Origin of the sequence: Stenotrophomonas nitritireducens (assembly GCF_050984405.1) — a bacterium.
Taxonomy (GTDB): Bacteria; Pseudomonadota; Gammaproteobacteria; order Xanthomonadales; family Xanthomonadaceae; genus Stenotrophomonas; species Stenotrophomonas nitritireducens_B.
The window spans coordinates 2,222,670-2,240,618 of sequence record NZ_CP158790.1 but is presented as its reverse complement, the minus strand read 5'-3'; the positions used below and the strand labels follow the sequence as shown (position 1 = coordinate 2,240,618).

13 protein-coding genes, 3 tRNA genes and 1 pseudogene are annotated in these 17,949 nt (G+C 69.5%); 2 read left to right on the top strand and 15 right to left on the bottom strand.

The features are described from left to right. The first annotated feature begins 156 nt into the window (after positions 1-156). Together dxs and ABTV91_RS09760 are read left to right on the top strand one after the other, a co-directional pair. On the top strand, positions 157-2,067 hold the full coding sequence (gene dxs, locus ABTV91_RS09765; protein WP_433851252.1) for a 1-deoxy-D-xylulose-5-phosphate synthase: 1,911 nt from the start codon (positions 157-159) through the stop codon (positions 2,065-2,067). Between the two features lie 451 nt (positions 2,068-2,518). Continuing rightward, positions 2,519-2,734 (top strand): hypothetical protein, encoded by a 216-nt coding sequence (locus ABTV91_RS09760; RefSeq protein ID WP_433851251.1) that lies wholly within the window; start codon positions 2,519-2,521, stop codon positions 2,732-2,734. 79 nt (positions 2,735-2,813) lie between these two features. On the opposite strand, the gene ABTV91_RS09755 is transcribed toward ABTV91_RS09760, so the two are convergent. The 15 genes and pseudogenes from ABTV91_RS09755 to pnp all read right to left on the bottom strand — a co-directional run bounded on the left by ABTV91_RS09755 (position 2,814) and on the right by pnp (position 17,888). Beyond that, positions 2,814-2,969, bottom strand: coding sequence for a hypothetical protein (locus ABTV91_RS09755; RefSeq protein ID WP_433851250.1), 156 nt, complete (start codon positions 2,967-2,969; stop codon positions 2,814-2,816). 370 nt (positions 2,970-3,339) lie between these two features. Further along, positions 3,340-3,413 (bottom strand) — tRNA-Cys (locus tag ABTV91_RS09750). A 78-nt stretch (positions 3,414-3,491) separates the two neighbouring features. After that, positions 3,492-3,567: transfer RNA gene (locus tag ABTV91_RS09745), tRNA-Gly, on the bottom strand. 181 nt (positions 3,568-3,748) lie between these two features. Next, positions 3,749-3,824: transfer RNA gene (locus ABTV91_RS09740), tRNA-Gly, on the bottom strand. 50 nt (positions 3,825-3,874) lie between these two features. Then, the gene (gene pgsA, locus ABTV91_RS09735; protein ID WP_433851249.1) at positions 3,875-4,489 is read right to left on the bottom strand and encodes a CDP-diacylglycerol--glycerol-3-phosphate 3-phosphatidyltransferase; all 615 of its coding nucleotides are present in this window, start codon (positions 4,487-4,489) and stop codon (positions 3,875-3,877) included. 7 nt (positions 4,490-4,496) lie between these two features. Beyond that, positions 4,497-6,344: an excinuclease ABC subunit UvrC gene (gene uvrC / locus ABTV91_RS09730; RefSeq protein WP_433851248.1), complete on the bottom strand. Its 1,848-nt coding sequence runs from the start codon at positions 6,342-6,344 to the stop codon at positions 4,497-4,499. Continuing rightward, entirely contained in the window at positions 6,341-7,756 is a 1,416-nt protein-coding gene (locus ABTV91_RS09725) for a hypothetical protein (RefSeq protein WP_433851247.1), read from the bottom strand. The genes uvrC and ABTV91_RS09725 overlap by 4 nt, the downstream gene beginning before the upstream one ends. Next, positions 7,753-8,241, bottom strand: coding sequence for a low molecular weight protein-tyrosine-phosphatase (locus ABTV91_RS09720; protein ID WP_433851246.1), 489 nt, complete (start codon positions 8,239-8,241; stop codon positions 7,753-7,755). Before ABTV91_RS09720 ends, ABTV91_RS09725 begins: the two co-directional genes overlap by 4 nt. After that, entirely contained in the window at positions 8,238-9,011 is a 774-nt protein-coding gene (kdsB, locus tag ABTV91_RS09715) for a 3-deoxy-manno-octulosonate cytidylyltransferase (protein ID WP_433851245.1), read from the bottom strand. The genes ABTV91_RS09720 and kdsB overlap by 4 nt, the downstream gene beginning before the upstream one ends. Before the next feature lie 230 nt (positions 9,012-9,241). After that, positions 9,242-10,264: a tetraacyldisaccharide 4'-kinase gene (gene lpxK / locus ABTV91_RS09710; protein WP_433851244.1), complete on the bottom strand. Its 1,023-nt coding sequence runs from the start codon at positions 10,262-10,264 to the stop codon at positions 9,242-9,244. Further along, positions 10,264-12,009: a lipid A export permease/ATP-binding protein MsbA gene (gene msbA / locus ABTV91_RS09705; protein ID WP_433851243.1), complete on the bottom strand. Its 1,746-nt coding sequence runs from the start codon at positions 12,007-12,009 to the stop codon at positions 10,264-10,266. Before msbA ends, lpxK begins: the two co-directional genes overlap by 1 nt. Continuing rightward, positions 12,006-12,428, bottom strand: a complete 423-nt coding sequence (locus tag ABTV91_RS09700) for an ExbD/TolR family protein (protein ID WP_433851242.1) — start codon at positions 12,426-12,428, stop codon at positions 12,006-12,008. Before ABTV91_RS09700 ends, msbA begins: the two co-directional genes overlap by 4 nt. A 6-nt stretch (positions 12,429-12,434) precedes the next feature. Next, positions 12,435-13,091, bottom strand: a complete 657-nt coding sequence (locus tag ABTV91_RS09695) for a MotA/TolQ/ExbB proton channel family protein (protein ID WP_433851241.1) — start codon at positions 13,089-13,091, stop codon at positions 12,435-12,437. Beyond that, positions 12,985-15,521, bottom strand: a pseudogene (locus ABTV91_RS09690) (DNA internalization-related competence protein ComEC/Rec2); the annotation flags it as partial. The gene ABTV91_RS09695 and the pseudogene ABTV91_RS09690, both read right to left, overlap by 107 nt. A 258-nt stretch (positions 15,522-15,779) precedes the next feature. Continuing rightward, positions 15,780-17,888 (bottom strand): polyribonucleotide nucleotidyltransferase, encoded by a 2,109-nt coding sequence (gene pnp / locus ABTV91_RS09685; protein WP_433851240.1) that lies wholly within the window; start codon positions 17,886-17,888, stop codon positions 15,780-15,782. Positions 17,889-17,949 lie beyond the last annotated feature (61 nt).

Sequence of the window (17,949 nt, the reverse complement as noted above, 5' to 3'; positions counted from 1 at the left end):
CGACTGAAGTCGCTCCTGCCCGGCCAAGGCACGGCGAGCGTCCCTCCCTGAACCGCGGCCTCCGTTTCCGTCATCGGCTGCTCACGCTGCCGGCGGTTTGCTTGCCCCACCCCGGAATGGGGGCGAAAATACCGGTTCGGCTGAAATGCGAAGAAAATGATCGACTCCGTCCGCTATCCGCGCCTGTCGCGCATCCAGACCCCGCACGACCTGCGCACCTTCGATGAGACGGAGCTGCCCGCGGTCGCCGGCGAGCTGCGCGACTACCTGATCGAATCCGTGGGCAGGAGCGGCGGCCATTTCGCCGCCGGGCTGGGCGTGATCGAGCTGACCGTCGCCCTGCACTACCTCTACGACACCCCGGTCGACCAGCTGGTGTGGGACGTGGGCCACCAGACCTACCCGCACAAGATCCTCACCGGCCGCCGCGACACCATCCACACGGTCAAGCAGAAGGACGGCGTGGCGCCGTTCCCAAAGCGCGAGGAAAGCGAGTACGACACCTTCGGCGTCGGCCATTCCTCCACGTCGATCTCGGCCGCGCTGGGCATGGCCATCGCCCGCCAGCGCCAGGGCGACGAGCGCCGCATGGTGGCGGTGATCGGCGACGGCGCGATGACCGCCGGCATGGCGTTCGAGGCGCTGGCGCATGCCGGCGGCATGGACGAGGAGCCGAACGTGCTGGTCGTCCTCAACGACAACAACATGTCCATCTCCGAGGCGGTGGGCGGGCTGACCAAGATGCTCGGCCGCGCCACCGCCAGCCGCACCCTCAACGCGCTGCGTGAGGGCGGCAAGAAGATCCTCGGCGACAAGCGCCACAGCCCGCCGGCGCGCTTCGTCAAGCGCTGGGAGGAACAGTGGAAGGGCATGTTCGTGCCGTCCACCGCGTTCGAGCAGATGGGCTTCCACTACACCGGCCCGATCGACGGCCACGACCTGCCGCTGCTGCTGTCCACCCTCAAGACCCTCAAGGGCAAGAAGGGGCCGCACCTGCTGCACATCATGACCACCAAGGGCAAGGGCTACGAGCCGGCCGAAGGCGACCAGATCGGCTACCACGCGGTCGGCCCGTTCGACCCGAGCAAGGGCCTGCCGGCCAAGAGCGCGCCGAAGAAACCCACCTACACCGACGTATTTGGCGACTGGCTGTGCGATGCCGCCGCCGCCGAGCCGCAGCTGATGGGCATCACCCCGGCCATGCGCGAAGGCTCGGGCCTGGTGCGTTTCAGCAAGGAATACCCGCAGCGCTATTTCGACGTGGCCATCGCCGAGCAGCACGCGGTGACGCTGGCCGCGGGCATGGCCACGCAGGGCGCCAAGCCGGTGGTGGCGATCTACTCCACCTTCCTGCAGCGCGCCTACGACCAGCTGGTGCATGACGTCGCCATCCAGGACCTGGACGTGCTGTTCGCCATCGACCGCGCCGGCGTGGTCGGCCCGGACGGCGCCACCCATGCCGGCAACCTGGACCTGAGCTTCCTGCGCTGCGTGCCGAACATGGTGGTGATGGCGCCGGCCGACGAGGCCGAGTGCCGGCAGATGCTCAGCACCGGCCTGCAGCACCGCGGACCGGCGGCCGTGCGTTATCCGCGCGGCACCGGCCCGGGTGTCGCGCCCGGCATCGACCTGTCCACCCTGCCGATCGGCAAGGCCCAACTGCGCGCGCAGGGCCACCGCCTGGCCATCCTTGCCTTCGGCTCGACCGTCGCGGCGGCCGAGCAGGCCGGCCGCGAACTCGGCCTGAGCGTGGTCAACATGCGTTTCGTCAAGCCGCTGGACCGCGCCATGGTGCTCGACCTCGCCCGCACGCACGAAGGCTTCGTCACCGTCGAGGACAACGTGGTCGCTGGCGGCGCCGGCTCGGGCGTATCCGAACTGCTCAACGCCGAAGCCATCGTCATGCCGGTGCTGCACCTGGGCCTGCCGGACAGCTTCCAGCACCATGCCAGCCGCGAGGACCTGCTGGCCGAGGCCGGCATCGATGCGGCCGGCATCCGCGATGCGATCCTCCGCCGCTGGCCGGACGTGCGCAACGCCACAACGCCGCTGAGCGCGGCAGGCTGAGGCGCTACGGAACGGCGCCGATCCGGCGCCGCTTCCTCCCATTGCCACTCTTCCGCATTCGGCGGGGCATTTTTCCTGCCGGTGTTCCGTGTGCACACCAATGTGCAGACCCACCGCATGGCCGCGCGTTCGTCGAGACCCGATGCGGAATGCGATTGTGACCGCCGTCTTCCTGGCTGAAACCCAAGAGCCGCATGCTCCGGCCGAGGCCCGGTCATCTTCAGCTCTCCTGCGGCGCCCGCAGAGTGCTTCCACGGCGCTCCGGGTGGTGTTGTGAAGGGCCGGAAACAAATCCAGTGCTGCCGCCGCGCTCAGGCGCTGGGCCAGCGCTGCATAAGTACATGCCGATGCATCACATTTTGATTTTTCGCCGACATCCTCTGAACGATCCGGAAATGAATCGGCGGCTATCTTCACGTGCCCGGGGGAAGCTCTAGCACGGGAGGGCGGCATGGGATACAGCGCGCAGTACCTGACCAGCGAGGAGTGGATGCAGCTCCACGCCGCCTACGTCGCGCACGGCTCCGGGCCGGAATTCTGGCAGGTCTACCAGGAACTGCAGCAGGCGGCCATCGCGCGGCACGGCGAGGCGCGCATCCGCATCGTCAACGAATTCGCCAGGACGGCAGAACGGATGGGGGCGATCCGCAAGGCGATCCTGGTCTAGCTCCAACCCACCAACCAGGAAAAGCCCAGCCATCGCACGATGACTGGGCCGTCGGACACGCCCGCAGGGGCGGCGACGCTCACTCTTCCTCGTCGTTGCCCTGGCCCGGAGCCTTGCGCGGCTGGCCCTGCTCCTGGTTCTGCTGGCCGGGCTGCTGCTTCTGGTTCTGGTTGCCCTGGTTCTGCTGCCCGAAATTCTGCTGCGGGTTCTGGTTCTGCTCGCGCTGATTGGTCATGACGATCTCCTGGTAACCACGGCCCTTTGCCGTGACCGCAAGCATCCCGTTCGCGTCGTTCGCACGTTGTGCGCAGCCGTCAAAACCCGGATCACGACGCTGACTGTTGAGGCACGCCTGTCGCATGTTGGATGCGAGAAATGCGGAAGGGGAAGCACGCGCCTGTCGCGCTCGCAAATGGCCATTGCGGAAGCCGCGTTCTGGTGCGTTCGACAGGTTTTCCGTGGCGTCCAGCCAGCTGCAAAGCCAGCGTCATCACGTTCCTTGGCAGCCGATCATCCATACACCCGCATTACCGGCTGCACGCCAGGCAATATCCGCAGGCCGGTATCGGGAAAAGAAAAAGCCCTGAATCAATCAGGGCTTCAAATGGAGGCCTGGGTCGGAATCGAACCGGCGTACGCGGATTTGCAATCCGCTGCATAACCACTCTGCTACCAGGCCAGAATCTTTGCGATTGTACAGGAGGAAAAACTTCCTCCCGATATGAAAAAACCCCGCTCGCGGGGCTTTTTCGTAATCTGGAGCGGGAAACGAGACTCGAACTCGCGACCTCAACCTTGGCAAGGTTGCGCTCTACCAACTGAGCTATTCCCGCTTGGGAGCCGTGCATTCTACAGACTTCGTAGGGATTGCGCCAGCTTTTTTAACAACTTTCTTCACGCTCCCGGAGGCTTCCGCCATCCGTTGGATTCGCATCCGGCCGCCATGGCCATCACGCTATCCACGAGGTGACTCCCCCGATGATGCTCCTGGCGAACCCGGAACTTTCAACGATCTGGAGCGGGAAACGAGACTCGAACTCGCGACCTCAACCTTGGCAAGGTTGCGCTCTACCAACTGAGCTATTCCCGCTTGGGAGGCGAAATTCTACATGCAATCGCCTGCCTGTCAACAGCTCTCTTTCATCTTTTTTTCGACTGCGAACGCGCGGCGATTTCGTCCTCGCGCAGGCTCGGCCAGGCGGCGCGCAGGTACTGCACGGCCGACACCAGCGTGAGCAACGCGGCGATCGCCAGCGTCCAGTCGCCGATGTGGAAAATCGGGCCGCCCATCCAGATGCTCGCCATCGGCGTGTTCGGCGAAACCGAATACAGCAGGCACAGCAGCGCGACCATCTGCGCGGTGGTCTTGATCTTGCCGATCATCGCCACGCGCACCTTGGCGCGCTGGCCGATCTCCGCCATCCATTCGCGCAGCGCCGACACCGCGATCTCGCGGCCGACGATCACCGCGGCCCAGAACGCCATCCACGCGGTCGGATGCCCCTGCACGATCAGGAACAGCGCCACCGCCACCATCAGTTTGTCCGCCACCGGATCGAGGAAGGCGCCGAACGCCGAGTGCATCTGGTAGCGGCGCGCGACCCAGCCATCGAGCCAATCGGTGATCGCCGCCAGGCCGAACACCGCGGCCGCGGCGAAGTTGGTCCACGTGTAAGGCAGATAGAACACCAGCACCAGCACCGGGATCATCACGATCCGCAGCAGCGTCAGCCAGGTGGGTACGGTCAAGGTCATTACAGCTCTACTCCGCTGCCGGATCCGGGATCGACAGTCCATGAAGGTTAGCGTAGATGCGCGTTGCAAGGGCGGCATTGATGCCTTCCACGCGCGCGATCTCCGCTTCGCCCGCCGCCTTCAAACCGGCCAGTCCGCCGAAATGCTTCAGCAGGCTGGCGCGCCGGCGCGGGCCGATGCCGGGAATATCCTCCAGCTTGCTGGTCATGCGCGCCTTCTGCCGGCGCCCACGGTGGCCGGTGATCGCGAAACGGTGCGCTTCGTCACGCACCTGCTGGATGAACTGCAGCGCGGGCGACGCCGCGCCCGGGCGGATCTCGCGTCCGTCCGGCAGCACCAGCGCCTCATGGCCGGCACGACGCTCCACGCCCTTGGCCACGCCGACCAGCAGCACGCCCTCCACGCCGAGGTCGGCCAGCGCGGCCTGGGCCTGCGCGAGCTGCCCGGCGCCGCCGTCGATCAGCAGCACGTCGGGCAGTACGCCGCCCTCTTCCACCGCCCGGCGGAACCGGCGGTCGATGGCCTGGCGCATGGCCGCGTAGTCGTCGCCGGGTTCGATGCCGCTGATGTTGTAGCGCCGGTACTGCGCGCGCACCGGACCGGCGGCGTCGAACACCACGCACGAGGCCACGGTCGCCTCGCCCATGGTGTGGCTGATGTCGAAGCACTCCACGCGCTTGACCGGCTCGGCCAGGCCCAGCAGCTCGCGCACCGCCTCGCTGCGCGCGTGCTGCGCGCCACGGCTGTCCAGTTCGCTGGCCAGGGTGATCTGCGCGTTGCGGCTGGCGAGTTCCACGTAGCCGGCGCGCTCGCCGCGCACGTTCCATTTCAGCGCGACCCTGCGCTCGGCCGCCGTGCTCAACGCGGCCTCGATCATCTCCGCGTCGGGGATCTCGCGGTCCAGCAGCACTTCCGGCGGCGGCGCGTGCTCGACGTAGTACTGCGACACGAACGCGGCCAGCACTTCCTCGGCGCTGTCCTCGCCGTTGGTGCGCGGGAAGAAGGCGCGCGTGCCGAGGTTGCGGCCATCGCGGAAGGCCAGCAGCAGCACGCAGGCGCTGGCGCCCTGCGTCGCGCAGGCGAGCACGTCCAGGTCGGCGGCGCGGCCGTCGACGTACTGGCGGTTCTGCATGCTACGCAGGGACGCGACGAGGTCGCGCAGGCGCGCGGCGCGTTCGAACTCCAGCGCGTCGCTGGCCTGCTGCATCGCCTGCATCAGCTCGTCGGCGAGCTGGTCGCTCCTGCCCTCCAGGAACAGCGCCGCGCGGCGCACCGATTCGTCGTAGTCGGCCTGCGCCACCAGTTCTACGCAAGGCGCGCTGCAACGGCCGATCTGGTACTGCAGGCAGGGACGGGAGCGGTTGCGGAACACGCTGTCCTCGCAGCTGCGCAGCTTGAACAGCTTGTGCATCAGGTTGAGCGTCTCGCGCACCGCACCCACGCCCGGATACGGGCCGTAATACCGGCCGGGAATCGAACGCGGGCCACGGTGCAGCGCGATGCGCGGCCATTGCTCGCGGGTGAGCAGCACCTGCGGATAGGTCTTGTCGTCGCGCAGGGAGACGTTGTAGCGCGGCGCCAGCGACTTGATCAGCTGGTTCTCCAGCAGCAGCGCCTCGGCCTCGGTGCGGGTGACGGTCACGTCCATCCGCGCCACCTGCGCGAGCATCATCATGATGCGGCGGCTCTTCGGCGAGCCGTTGAAATAGCTGCCCACGCGCTTGCGCAGCGCGCCGGCCTTGCCGACGTACAGCAGCGTGTCGTCGGCCGCGTACATGCGGTAGACGCCCGGGGCCGTGCTCAGCGCCGCCGCATACGCCTTGCCGTCGAAGCCGCTTGTCGCCTTGCCGCTCATTCCTCGATCGGCACGTGGCCCAGTTCGCCGCTGACCGGATCGAACCGCAGGATCGCATGCGCGTCGGTTTCGGCGATCCACACCGCGCCCGCCGCCACCGCCAGCGCGGCCGGGCCGTGCAGGCGCCGCGGCAGGTTGACCGTGGACAGGTCGCCGCCGCCCAGGCGCAGCATGCGCAGGCAGCCATTGCCGGCGTCGGCGATCCACAGCAGCGGCGATTCGCTGCCCATCGCGATCGCTTGCGGGTACTGCAGGTGCGCGCGCACGCGCGGACCGTCGGTCATGCCGAATTCCCACGGCCCCTGCCCGACCAGCGTCTGCACCACGTCGCCGCGCAGCTGCAGCGAACGGATCGCCGAACCCAGCGCGTCGCAGACGTACAGCACCTGCTGCACCGCCACCACGCCGCAGGGCTGGGCGAACGCGGCCAGGTGGCCGCCGCCGTCGCGCACTTCCACGGCGCCGGCGCCCGCGCGCCAGCGCAGCGCGCGGATGCCCAGGTCGTAGCTCCAGATGTGGTTGTCGCCGGCCATGGCGATGTGCAGCTGGTTGTCGACGATGGCGATGTCCAGCGGATGGTTCAGCGGACTGTCCCAGGGCTGGGCCAGCACGCCGGCCACCGGGTCGCCCGCGCGCCCGGTGCCGCACAGGGTGTCCACCTGCCCGCTCGGCAGGTGGATGCGGCGCACGGCGTGGTTGCCGGTATCGGCGACATAGAGCACCTCGCGCTCCAGCGCCAGGCCATGCGGCCGGTTGAAGGCCGCATCTGCGGCCGGGCCGTTGACCAGGTCGGCGCTGCCCACGCCGAACTGGCGCAGCACGCGGCCGCCATGGGTGCATTCCAGGATGCGGTGGTGGCCGGTATCGGCCACGTAGAGCCGGTCGGCGCTTGCGGCCAGCCCGGCCGGGAAACGCAGCGGCAGGCGCGGCTCCACGTTGGTTTCCTGCACCGCGCGCAGATCCTCGTCCAGCGGCCGCGCCAGCCCTTCGCACAACGCGTTGAGGCTGCGCTCCAGGTCGCCGGCCGCGCCCACCAGGCGCTCGCGCTCCTGGCCCTGGGCATCGATCAGCAACAGGGTCGGCCATGCCTCGATGCCGAACCGGCGCCAGGTTTCCCACTGCGCGTCGAGCAGGATCGGCGCGGTGACGCCGTGCCGGCGCAGCAGCTTCAACGCCGGTTGCGGCTCGCGTTCGAAATCGAAGCGCGGGACCTGCACCACCAGAAGCTGCAGGCGCCCGGGATTGCGCGCCTGCCACTGCAGCACCTCGGACAGCCGCTGCACGCACCAGACCGACGCGGCATTGACGAAGGCCAGCACCAGTGGGCGCCCGGCGTGGTCCTGCAGCGTGGACGGGGCCGCATTGAGCCAGGTGCCGGACTTGGGAAGATCCATGGCGGGCTGAGCGTTCATGGGCCGATTATGCCGGAGTCGGGCCGCGCCGACAGGCGCCTTGTCGCCGCCTCGGCGGCGGCCTCGAGCAGCGACCAGCTGTGCTCGAAATCGGCGTCGTCGCCGTAATAGGGATCCGGCACGACGCTGGCGGTGGCGATGCCCGCCCACGGCAGCAGCAGCGCGGCCTTGTCCTGCGTGCCGGGTGGCGCCAGGGCCAGGGCGTCGTCCAGATTGGCCGGGTCCGCGCACAGGATGTGGTCGAAACGGAGGAAGTCGTCGGCCCGCAGCTGGCGCGCGCGCAGCCCGGAGATATCCACGCCATGGCGACGCGCGCATGCCACGGCGCGCGGGTCCGGCGCCTTGCCGTGGTGCCAGCCGGCGGTACCGGCCGAATCCACCTCGATGCGCCCGGCCAGCGGCGAGCGCGCGATGCGCGCACGCAGGGCGCCCTCGCCCATCGGCGAGCGGCAGATGTTGCCCAGGCACACCACCAGCAGCTTCAACGCGCGTCCTCCAACAGAGCGGCCGCGCGCGCGAGGTCTTCCGGGGTGTCGATGCCGGGCGGGAACGGCTCGGGAGAAAGCGCGACGGCGATGCGGAAGCCCGCCTCCAGCACGCGCAGCTGTTCCAGCGATTCGACCTGCTCCAGCGCGCCCGGCGGCATCGCCGCGAACCGCTGCAGGAAGCCGGCGCGGTAGCCGTAGATGCCGATGTGGCGCAGCCATTGCCCCGTCGGCAGCTGCGCCGTGGACCGCGCGAACGCGTCGCGGTGCCAGGGAATGGGCGCGCGGCTGAAATACAGCGCATCGCCCTGCGCGTTGCGCACCAGCTTGACCACGTTGGGGTCGAACAGGGTCGGCGCGTCCTCCACCGGCGTGGCCAGTGTCGCCATGGGCGCGCCGCTGGCGGCCAGGGTCGCGGCCACGGCGCGGATACCGGCTGCCGGGGCGAAGGGCTCGTCGCCCTGCAGGTTGACCACGATGGTGTCCTCGTCCCAGCCGGCCTGGCGCGCGCATTCGGCCAGGCGGTCGGTGCCGGAGGCGTGGTCGGCGCGCGTCATCGCCACGCGGATGCCGTCCAGGCCATCGAGCGCATCGGCGATGCGCCTGTCGTCGGTGGCCACCCATGCCTCGCTGGCGCCGGCAGCCAGCGCGCGCCGCGCCACGTGCACGACCATCGGCTGCCCGGCGAGCAGGGCCAGCGGCTTGCCCGGCAGGCGGGTGGACGCATACCGCGCCGGAATCGCCACCACGAATTCTGGAACCACGATCATCTGCACTCCTTGCCCGCTCCGGGCAGAACTTGATGGCTCCTCTCCGCGCGAGACGCGCGCACGGCCGCGGGAAAGGACCTCGCGGATGAGGATAAGGGTTGCAGCCGGCGCGGCGCACGGGCGCGTGACAAGGCTTCGACCGGGTTCGCATTTGCCCGCCGGGAGCCAGCCGTCGGGCAGGGTTCCGGCAGCCTGTGCCGCAGCCCGCCCGCCGCGCCGCCAACGCGGGCTCACGCCCGCGCCAGCTTGCCCAGCCGGTCCAGCAGCGCCACCCAGAACGCCGCCGGCAACTCAGCCTGCAACGGCACCGCGTAGTGCCAGTCGGTGGCGAACGCCCTGCACTTCACCGCGTCCTTCTCGGTCATCAGCACCGGCAGCTCGCTGCCGAAGGACAGGTCCGCCGGCTGGTAGCGGTGGTGATCGGCGAACGCATGCGGCACCACGCCGATGCCGCGCGCGCGCAGCATCTGGAAGAAGCGCTGCGGATGCGCGATGCCGGCCACGGCATGCACGCGCTGGCCGGCGAAGCCCTGCAGCGGGCGTTCGCGGCCGCCGCGCAGCGGACGTGCGCTGTCGATGCGCAGGCGCATCGTCCATTCGCCGAAACCGCAGGCCGCCGGTGTTTCGCCGGCGTCGCTGGCCTGGCCCAGGTTGACCACGCGGAAATCGCAGTCGCGGGCGCGCGCGGCCGGTTCGCGCAGCGGACCGGCCGGCATCAGCCGGCCGTTGCCGTAGCGCCGCTGCGCGTCGACCACCTCGATCTCGATGTCGCGCGCCAGCCGGTAGTGCTGCAGCCCGTCGTCGCAGATCACCACGTCGCAGCCGGCCGCCAGCAGCGCCCTGGCCGCGGCGACGCGGTCCCTGTCCACGCGTACCGGCACGCCGGTCTTCCAGGCGGTCAGCACCGGCTCGTCGCCGCCCAGCGCCGGCGCCAGGTCCGGCGTGATCCAGCGGGCGCTGCCGGCGTCGTCGCGGCCATAGCCGCGGCTGGCCACGCCCGGCTTCCAGCCGGCATCGCGCAGGCGCTCCACCAGTTCGATGGTCAATGGCGTCTTGCCGGTGCCGCCGGCGGTGATGTTGCCGACCACGATCACCGGCACCGGCACCTGGCGGCGCCGCAGCCAGCCGCGGCGGTACAGCCCGCGGCGCAGGCCGGCGACGGCGCCATACAGCGGCGCCAGCAGGCGGGCCGTCCACGGCACCGGGGCGCCGTCATACCACCATGCCGGCGTCTGCGTTCCCTTGCCCGCCATCAGCCCTGCCTTTCCCGGAACTGCATGCGGTAGAGGTGTTCGTACAGGCCGCCCAGCGCCAGCAGTTCCTGGTGCGTGCCGCGTTCGACGATCCGCCCCTGGTCCATCACCAGCACCTGGTCGGCGTGTTCGATGGTGGACAGGCGGTGCGCGATCACCAGCGTGGTGCGGTCGGGCATCAGCCGCTGCAGCGCATCCTGCACCAGCCGCTCCGATTCGTTGTCCAGCGCGGCGGTGGCCTCGTCCAGGATCAGGATCGGCGCGTCCTTGAGCATGGCGCGCGCGATCGCCAGGCGCTGGCGCTGTCCGCCGGACAGGCGCCCGCCCTTGGCGCCGACCTGCGCGTCCACGCCCTGCGGCAGCTGGTTGACGAACTCGCGTGCATTGGCGCCGACGATGGCCTGTTCCAGCTGTTCGGCGCTGCTGTCCTGCAGTTCACCGTAGGCGATGTTCTGGGCGATGCTGCCGTCGAACAGCACCACCTGCTGCCCGACCAGCGCGATCTGCCGGCGCAGATCGGCCAGCCGGTAGTCCTGCACCGGGTGGCCATCAAGCAGTATCTGCCCGGACTCGGGCTCGTAGAAGCGCGGGATCAGCTTGATCAGGGTGGACTTGCCGCTGCCGGAGCGGCCGACGATGGCCGTCACCGTACCCGGGCGCGCGACGAAGCTGACGCCTTCCATCGCCGGCCGCGTCTGCCCCGGATAACGCGCGGTGACGTCGCGGAACTCCAGCAGCCCCTCTGCCCGCTGCAGCTCGAGGGTGCCGGCATCGGGCTCGTCCTGGGCGTCGAGCACCACGAACAGGCGCTGCGCCGAGGCGATGCCGCGCTGGGTCATGTTCTGCACGTTGGTCAGCTGCTTGAGCGCGGGGATGATCGCCATCATCGCCAGCATCATCGCCACGAAATCGCCGACGGTCAGGCGCCCGGCGGCCGCCTCGTGGCCGGCGATCAGCAGCAGCACGGCCAGGCCGACCGCGCCGATCAGCTGCACCATGGCCGAGGAGATGCTGCGCGTGGCCTCGACCTTCATCGACAGCTTCAGGTTGGTATCGGCCAGCGCGCCATAGCGCTCCAGTTCGCTGCGCTGCGCGCCGTAGATCTTGACTTCCTGATGGCTGGACAGGGTCTGGTCCGCGGCCTGCAGCAGTTCCGCGCCGCTTTCCTGGATGCGGTGGCTGATGCTGCGGTAACGCTTGGCGACCCTGTCCATCACCCACGCCAGCGGCGGCGCCAGCACGAAGATCGCCAGGGTCACCTGCCAGCTGTACCACAGCATCATCACCAGCGAAGCCAGCGCCTGCAGCGACTGCTGCAGCACCACCTTCATCGCGTCGACCGCGGCCTGCGCGACCTGGTCGCTGTCCGAGCCCAGCCGCACCAGCATCGACGGCACCGGCTCGTTGTCGAACTGCAGCCCGGGCAGGCGCAGGTACTTGCCCAGCACGCGCACGCGCAGGTCGCGGGCGATGCTGCGCGCGGCCTTGCCCATGCCGATGTCGGTCAGGTAACCGGCGATGCCGCGCAGCACGAACAGGCCGACGATGGCCAGCGGCATCCACGGATTGATGTCTTCCGGATTCACCAGGTTGTTGGTGATCGGACTCATCAGCGCCAGGAAGCCGCCGCCGGCAGCCGCCTCGATCAGCATGCCGAGCGCGGCCATCAGCAGCAGCCCGCGGTAGGGCCGGGCGAAATCGAGCAGGCGCCGGTAGGTCTGCCAGGGAGTCTCGTGCCGGCTCATCGCTGCGTCTCCGGTGCGGTGGCGATGGCGATGCGGCGGAAGCCGAGCTGTCCCAGCGCGTCCTGCACGGTCACCACGGCCTGGTAGGGCGTGCGCGCGTCGGCGCGCAGCAGCACGGTCTGTTCGCGGTCGTCGCCGGCGACCTGGACGATGGTCCGCTTCACCGACTCCACGTCGGTGCGCAGCACTTCCTGGTCGTTGATGAAGTAGCGGCCGTCGGCATTGACCAGCACGCTGAGCGAACGCGGCGGCTCGGCGTTGCGCTGGTCGCTGGCGGTGGGCAGCTGCACCTGCAGGGTGGAGCGCGCGTCGAAGGTGGTGGTGACCACGAAGAAGATGATCAGCACCAGGATCACGTCGATCAGGGGCACCAGATCGATATGCGGTTCATCCTGGGCCCGGTCGTTGCGGATGCGCATGCGGAGTCAGGCCTTGGCCGTCGCTGCCTGCGGGGCCTGGCGCGCGGCGGCCATCACCGCCGGGCGGCCATCGAGCGTATCCAGCAGCGCGCCGGCCTCGTGTTCCATCTCGATCACGTAGCCGTCCACGCGCGCGCGGAAATAGCGGTGGAACATCAGCGCGGGGATGGCCACGATCATGCCGGTGGCGGTGCACACCAGGGCCTTGCCGATGCCGCCGGCCAGCTGATTCACGTCGCCCACGCCGTGGTCGAGGATGCCCAGGAACATCTGGATCATGCCGATCACCGTACCCAGCAGCCCGAGCAGCGGGCCCGCCGAGGCGATGGTGCCCAACGCGTTGAGGTAACGCCCCATGCGATGCACCAGATGACGGCCGGTATCCTCGATGCGCTCGCGGATCTGGTCGCGCGGACGGTTGCGGGCTTCCAGCGCGGCGGCCAGCAGCGCACCCAGCGGCGAGTTCGCGCGCAGCGACTCGATATGCGAAGCGTCAAGCTTGCCGCGCGCGGCCCAGTTGCGGACTTCCTGCCCCAGTCCGGGCGGAAGCACCTCGTTGCGCCGCAGGCTCCAGAAACGCTCCAGGACGATCGCCAAAGCCAGCACGCCCAGCAACAGCAGCGGCACCATCGGCCAACCGCCGGCCTTGACCAGTTCCCACACGTTTCAACCCTCCGGCGCGACGGCCGTCTTTTCGTCCTCCGATAGGATAACAGCCGCCCGCGCCCGACCAGCGGCATCCCAGAGGCGGCGACGCCACTGGCGGCGCTCGCGCAGTTGCAGGCCCCGCTCTCCCAGCCACACCCTGACCGCGCCGCTGCCCGGCGTCCCCAGCACCTCGGCACCGGCGCGGCGCCAGCGCTCGACCACCTCCAGGCGCGGGTGCCCGAACCGGTTGCCCTGTCCGGCCGACACCAGCACCAGGCGCGCACCGGTCGCGGCCACGAACGACGGCAGCGACGAGCCCCTGCTGCCGTGGTGCGGCGCCAGCACCACGTCGGCCCGCAACACCGCGCGCTGGCGACGCACCAGGCCTTCCTCGACGACCTCGCCGATATCCCCGGTCAGCAGCGCCGTACCATGGCGGGACTGCACCCGGAGCACGCAGCTGGACTCGTTGCGCAGGTACGGGAAACCGGTGTGCGGGTGCAGGTATTCGAACTGCACGCCCTCCCATTGCCAGCGCAGCCCGGCCGCGCAATCGACGGTTTTCCCCGGCGGCTGCAACGGCATGCCGGGCGGTCCATGCCAGGTGCCGACCGGCATGGCGCGGTGGACAGCGCCGGCACCGCCGGCGTGGTCGCTGTCGCCGTGGCTGAGCACCATCATGTCGAGCCGGTTCACGCCCAGCGCACGCAGGGCCGGCACGACCACCCGCTCGCCGGCGTCGAAGCCATCGCGCGCCGCCGGTCCGGCGTCGTAGAGCAGGCGATGGCCATGGGTACGCACCAGCACCGACAGCCCCTGCCCCACGTCGAGCAGCACCAGTTCGACCTCCCCGTGCCGCGGCTGTTCGCGCGCGGGCCAGAGCAACGGCAGCCACAGCAGCGCCGCCAGCCCCTTGCCCGGCACCCCGCGCGGGAGCAGCAGCCACAGCGCGCCGGCGAGCGCGAGCGGCAATGCCAGGCTTTCCGCTTCCGGCAGCCACCACAACGCGAAACGGGTGCTTCCCAGCCACGACAACGGCGACCAGCTCAGGTCGAAACACGCTGCCGACGCGCGCCACGCCCAGGCGCCAGCGCCGGGCAGCAGGGCTTCCAGCCCGGTGCCGAGCAGCGCCAAGGGCACCACCACCAGGCTCCACCACGGGATCGCGACCAGGTTCGCCAGCGGTCCGGCGAGCGAGGCCTGGTCGAACAGGATCACGGTGAACGGCAGCAGCCCCACGGTCGCCACCCGCTGCGCGGAAAGAAAGCCGCGCAACCAGTGCAGGCGTTCGGGCAGGCACCAGGCCAGCCAGGCCACGCCGGCGAAACTCAGCCAGAACCCGGCCATGAGCAACGACAGCGGGTCCCACGCCAGAACCACCAGCGCGGCAAGTGCCAATGCGCCGGCCACGCTGGCGCGGCGGCGGCCCAGCCGCGCCAGCGCCACCGCCGCCACCATCAGCACCGTGCGCACGGTCGGCAACGCGAAACCGGCCACCGCCGCATAGCCGATGGCACCCGCGACGGCGGCGATGGCAGCGGCGTGGGAACGCGGACACCAGCGTCCGGACCAGGGCAGCATCCACCATGTCCCGGCCGCGAGCAGGGCGACGAAGCCGGCGACCATGCCCACGTGGAAGCCGGAGATGGCGATCAGGTGGGTCAGCCCGGTGGTGCGCAGCATCTGCCAGTCGCCATCGTCCAATGCCCGGGTGTCGCCGACCGCCAGGGCGCGCACGTAGCGCGCCGAAGGCGTACCGATGGCAGCGTCGATCCGCCCGGCCATGCGTTCGCGCCATGCATCGATACCTGCAGGCGCCCCCAGCACCTGGTGGCTTCCGTTCACGACCAGCCCCGTAGCGGCGATCCGCTGCGCGAGCGCATGGCGCCCGGCATCGAAGCCGCCCGGATTGGCAAGACCGCGCGGCGCGCGCAGGCGCACGCGGAACTGCCAGCGCGCACCCGCGCGCAGCGCCGTCCGTGGCCCCGCCTGCGTGCTGCCGAAGTCGTCGTACCACGCCAGCTGCAGCAGACGCCCGCGCAGCGGCTCCGGCTGGGCCGGCGCGTCGTCGACACGGAAGCGGAAACGCGTCCGCCGTGGCTCGGCCTCGGGCAATGAAACGACCGTCCCGGCGAGCACCGCCTCGCCACGCTCCAATGCGGGTGGCAGCTGCCCCTGCAGCACCCACCCTGCCTGCAGGGCGGCCCAGCCGGCGCCCGCCAGCAGCGCGCCGGCCCACGGCCGTCGTCCCAGGCTCCATAGCGCCATACCACCCAGCAGCAGCGCCCAGCGCAGCCAGGACGGCGGCAGGCCTGGCGCCCACAGCGCCGCGCCGATGCCGGCCAGGAAACACGCCGCGGCAGCCTTGCCGAGCCGCGGGCGAGCCACCGCGGCGCTCCATCGCCACCACGGCAGACCATGGTTCCCTGCGGCCCATCCCGACATCCTCCGCCCCTCCCCGCACGACCGTCTCCCTGCATGCTGCGGGAACGGCGTCGTGGAGGCTGTCGGCGGGTCATGCATGCCGGCAGCAGGGAAAGCCCCGGCGGAACCGGCTTCAAGGACGAAGGCGCGCACGGAAAACCGCCGTTGCCGCAGCGCTGGCCACGGGGCCGGAGGAACGCCACCGCCCACGGCGCCGGCAAAAGAAAAAGCGGGCCAGAGGCCCGCTTTTCCCGAACTCAAACGAAGTGACGCCCTGGCTTACTCGGCCGGGGTGCCCTCGCCTTCCTCGACGGCCTTCATCGACAGGCGGATGCGGCCCTGCTTGTCCACTTCCAGCACCTTGACCTTGACCACGTCGCCTTCCTTCAGCTTGTCGCCGACCTTCTCCACGCGCTCGCTGGAAATCTGCGAGACGTGCACCAGGCCGTCCTTGCCCGGCAGGATGGTGACGAACGCGCCGAAGTCCATGATCTTGGCGACCTTGCCTTCGTAGATGCGGCCCGGCTCGACGTCCGAGGTGATCTGCTCGATGCGGCGCTTGGCTTCCTGCGCGGCGGCGTTGTTCACCGAGGCGATGGTGATGGTGCCGTCGTCCTGGATGTCGATCTGGGTGCCGGTTTCCTTGGTGATCGCCTGGATCACCGAGCCGCCCTTGCCGATCACTTCGCGGATCTTGTCCGGGTGGATCTTGATGGTCAGCAGGCGCGGGGCGTAATCGCTCAGCTCCTCGCGCGGCGCGGTCAGCGCCTTGGCCATCTCGCCCAGGATGTGCAGGCGGCCGGCCTTGGCCTGCTGCAGCGCCTGCTTCATGATCTCTTCGGTGATGCCTTCGATCTTGATGTCCATCTGCAGCGCGGACACGCCTTCGGAGGTACCGGCGACCTTGAAGTCCATGTCGCCCAGGTGGTCTTCGTCACCCAGGATGTCGCTCAGCACGACGAAACGGTCGTCTTCCTTCACCAGGCCCATGGCGATGCCCGCCACCGGCGCCTTGACCGGCACGCCGGCATCCATCAGCGCCAGCGAGGAACCGCACACCGAGGCCATCGACGAGGAGCCGTTGGATTCGGTGATTTCCGACACCACGCGGATGGTGTACGGGAATTCCTCGATGGTCGGCATCACCGCCAGCACGCCGCGCTTGGCCAGGCGGCCGTGGCCGATCTCGCGGCGCTTCGGCGCGCCGAAACGGCCGCACTCACCCACCGAGTAGGGCGGGAAGTTGTAATGGAACAGGAAGTTTTCCTTGTACTCGCCGGAGACGGCATCGATGATCTGGCCGTCGCGGGCGGTACCCAGCGTGGTGACCACGATGGCCTGGGTCTCGCCACGGGTGAAGAGCGCCGAGCCGTGGGTGCGCGGCAGCACGCCGGCCTTGACGCTGATCGGGCGCACGGTATCCAGGGCGCGGCCGTCGATGCGAACCTTGGTGTCCAGCACCGAGTCGCGCATGGTGCGGTATTCCAGCTCGCCGAATTCCTTCGACAGCTCGGCCGGGTTCCAGCCCTCGGCGGCGACGCGGCCGGCCAGCTGCTCGGTCACATCCTTCTTGATCGCGGCGATGGCGTCGCGGCGCTGCAGCTTGTCGCGCACCTGGAAGGCCTCGGCCAGCTTGCCGCCGATGGCTTCCTTCAGCGCCGAGATCAGCGCCTCGTTCTTGGCCGGGGCGACCCAGTCGCTCGGCTTGGTGCCGGCTTCGACGGTCAGCTCGTTGATCGCGTTGATGACCTTCTGCATCTCGCGGTGACCGAAGGTCACGGCGCCCAGCATCACTTCTTCGGACAGCAGCGCGGCTTCGGATTCAACCATCAGCACGGCGTTGGCGGTGCCGGCCACGACCAGCTCCAGCTGCGATTCCTTCAGCTCCGACACGGTCGGGTTGAGGATGTACTCGCCGTTCTTGTAGCCGACCTTGGCGGCGCCGATCGGGCCCTTGAACGGGGTGCCGGCCAGCGACAGGGCGGCCGAGGCGCCGATCAGGGCGGCGATGTCGCCGTCCACTTCCGGGTTCAGCGACATCACCGTGGCGATGATCTGCACTTCGTTCTTGTAGTCTTCCGGGAACAGCGGGCGGATCGGACGGTCGATCAGGCGCGAGATCAGCGTTTCCTTCTCCGTCGCGCGGCCTTCGCGCTTGAAGAAGCCACCCGGGATGCGGCCACCGGCGTAGAACTTCTCCTGGTAATCAACGGTCAGCGGGAAGAAGTCCTGGCCTTCGCGCGCGCTCTTGGCGGCGACGGCAGTGACCAGCAGCACGGTGTCGTCCATCTTGACGATGACGGCGCCGCTGGCCTGACGGGCGACTTCGCCGGTCTCAAGCGTGACGGTGTGCTTGCCGTACTGGAAGGTTTTGGTGATTTTTGCCACGGAGGGTGTCCTTGGGGATGCTGTCTGCGAATGGACCGTCGGCGACCCTTGTCGCCAGCGG

Coding starts and splice junctions, on each gene's coding strand:
- dxs (WP_433851252.1), top strand. CDS start 157: ATGATCGACTCCGTCCGCTATCCGCGCCTGTCGCGCATCCAGACCCCG.
- ABTV91_RS09760 (WP_433851251.1), top strand. CDS start 2,519: ATGGGATACAGCGCGCAGTACCTGACCAGCGAGGAGTGGATGCAGCTC.
- ABTV91_RS09755 (WP_433851250.1), bottom strand. CDS start 2,969: ATGACCAATCAGCGCGAGCAGAACCAGAACCCGCAGCAGAATTTCGGG.
- pgsA (WP_433851249.1), bottom strand. CDS start 4,489: ATGACCTTGACCGTACCCACCTGGCTGACGCTGCTGCGGATCGTGATG.
- uvrC (WP_433851248.1), bottom strand. CDS start 6,344: ATGAGCGGCAAGGCGACAAGCGGCTTCGACGGCAAGGCGTATGCGGCG.
- ABTV91_RS09725 (WP_433851247.1), bottom strand. CDS start 7,756: ATGAACGCTCAGCCCGCCATGGATCTTCCCAAGTCCGGCACCTGGCTC.
- kdsB (WP_433851245.1), bottom strand. CDS start 9,011: ATGATCGTGGTTCCAGAATTCGTGGTGGCGATTCCGGCGCGGTATGCG.
- lpxK (WP_433851244.1), bottom strand. CDS start 10,264: ATGGCGGGCAAGGGAACGCAGACGCCGGCATGGTGGTATGACGGCGCC.
- msbA (WP_433851243.1), bottom strand. CDS start 12,009: ATGAGCCGGCACGAGACTCCCTGGCAGACCTACCGGCGCCTGCTCGAT.
- ABTV91_RS09700 (WP_433851242.1), bottom strand. CDS start 12,428: ATGCGCATCCGCAACGACCGGGCCCAGGATGAACCGCATATCGATCTG.